The organism is Streptomyces sp. OfavH-34-F, from assembly GCF_022347745.1.
Classification (GTDB): domain Bacteria; phylum Actinomycetota; class Actinomycetes; order Streptomycetales; family Streptomycetaceae; genus Streptomyces.
In genome coordinates, this window is the sequence record NZ_JAKRGC010000553.1 from 1 (window position 1) to 2,208 (window position 2,208).

Here is a 2,208-nt window from a genome sequence, read left to right on the forward strand (position 1 = left end):
CGGCCGCCGGTCCGCTCGTCGTGCGGGAGCTGCGCGTGTACCGGACGTGTGCGCTGCCCCGGCTGGCGGGGGCGGGCCACCGGCTGACCGTGCTCGCCGGGCGGGGCGCGCCCGGCTCGCCCTCCGGGCTGGACGCCGAACTGCGGGGCGAGGACGGTACGGCGTACTACAGGGCGGTGCTGGAGAACGGGGACGGCCTGGTGGCTCCGGACGTCTGGGAGACGCCCGAGGGTGTGAAGCCGCTCGGCACGGCCGGACCGTACGTGGGGACGGCCCTGTTCCACGGCCCCCGGTTCCGGGCGCTGCGTGCGGTCGGCGGGGTCTCGGAGCACGGTGCCGAGGGGGTCGTCGCGGGGCTGCGCGCGCTGGAGTGGCCCGGCGCGCACTGGGCGCTGGACGCCGCCGCGGCGGACGGTGCCCTGCAGCTCTGCCTGCTCTGGGCGCAGGAGGTGCTGGGGGCCGGGACACTGCCGATGGCCGTCGCCGAGTGCCGTGTGCACCGGCGCGGCCCGGTGGACGGTGAGGTGCGGTGCGTGGTGCGCGGGCGGAAGGCGCACGACACGGGGGCGCGCTGCGACGCGGCGCTGATCGGTCCGGACGGGCGGGTGCTGCTGGAACTGCTCGGTGTGGAACTGGTGCGCCGCCCGTCCTGACGCCCCTTCCCCGCCCGGTCTCCGCCGTCCCCCGCCCGCTGCCGTCCGAGTGAGTGCCCCTATGGATTTCGAACCGATCGCCGTCGTCGGCCGGGGCTGTGTGCTGCCCGGCGCGCTGGACCCGGACACGTTCTGGGCGAACATCGCGGCGGGGCGTACCAGCCTGTCGCCCGCTCCGGCGGGGCGCTGGCGGGTGCCGCGCCGCTGGGTCATGGGCTCGGTGGACGACTGCGCCGACCGCACCTGGACGGAGGTCGCCGGCTACGTCGAGGGGTTCGAGTCCGTCTTCGACCCGCGCGGCTTCGCGGTCGGGCCGCAGGAGATCAGCGGCCTGGACCCGCTGTTCCACTGGGTGCTGTACGGGGCGCGGCAGGCGCTCGCGGAGGCGGGCCGCTCCGGTCCGCTGCCGCGCGGGGGGCTGGTGCTGGGGAACCTGTCGTACCCGACGCAGACGGGGGCCGCCTTCGCCGAGCACGTGTGGCTGTCGGAGCAGCGGCCGGAACTCCGTGACGCGCTGCTGCGGGGCGCGCGCCGGACGCGTCCCGACGCCCGCAACCGCTTCTCGTCCGGGCTGCCGGCCGTGTTCGCGGCGCGGGCGCTGGGGCTCGGCGCGGGCGCCTGGTCGCTGGACGCGGCCTGTGCGTCGTCGCTGTACGCGGTGAAGCTGGCGTGCGACCGGCTGCACGACGGCTCGGCGGACGTGATGCTGGCCGGTGCGGTCAGCCGGCCCGACCCCCTCTATCTGCACGTCGGGTTCTGCGCCCTGTCCGCGACCAGCCGTACGGGGCGCTCCCGCCCGCTCCGGCAGGAGGCGGACGGGCTGGTGCACGGCGAGGGTGCCGGGTTCGTGGCGCTGATGCGGCTGGCCGACGCCAGGGCCGCCGGGGCTCCGGTGTTCGGGGTGATCCGGGGCGCGGGGCTCTCCAACGACGGGCGGGGCGCCGGGCTGGTCGGGCCGTCCGGGGAGGGCCAGGTGCGGGCGATGCGCCTGGCGTACGAGGCGGCGGGCGTGGCGCCCGAGTCGGTGGGGCTGGTCGAGTGCCATGCGACGGGGACGCCGGTCGGGGACGCCGTGGAGGCGCGGGCGGCGGCCGAGGTCTTCGGGGCAGCGGACGATGTGCCGATCGGCTCGGTGAAGGCCAACGTGGGGCATCTGCTGGCCTCGGCGGGCATGGCCGGGCTGCTGAAGGTGCTCGGCGCGCTCGGTGCCGGGGTGCGTCCGGCGACGCCGGGGGCGGGTCGTCCGCTGGAGCTGCTGTCGGGTACGCCGTTGCGGGTGCTGACGGAGCCGGAGGAGTGGACCGGGGCGCGGCGGGCGGCGGTGAGCGCGTTCGGCTTCGGCGGGACCAACGCGCATCTGGTGGTGGACCATCCCGACGTGCCGGGGCGGGCCGGTGTGCCCCGGCCCCCGGCGCGGCGGCGGGCCGGGGCGGCGGCCGCGCAAAACCGGGCACCGGTCGCGGTCGTCGCAATCGGGGCGCGGGTGGGTGACGGGGCGTCCGCCGAGGATCTGCGGCGGGCGGGCCTGGGCGGCGAACGGCGGGGGCCCGCCCCC

Annotated in this window: 2 protein-coding genes; both read left to right on the top strand. The window is 77.7% G+C overall.

All coding sequences use genetic code 11. The annotated features are described in order from the left end of the window. On the top strand, positions 1–653 hold a 653-nt coding region (locus tag MHW47_RS34780), incomplete at its 5' end, for a polyketide synthase dehydratase domain-containing protein (RefSeq protein ID WP_239227819.1). Positions 654–714: 61 nt separating this feature from the next. Beyond that, a partial coding sequence (locus MHW47_RS34785; protein ID WP_239227820.1) for a polyketide synthase occupies positions 715–2,208 on the top strand: 1,494 nt, incomplete at its 3' end.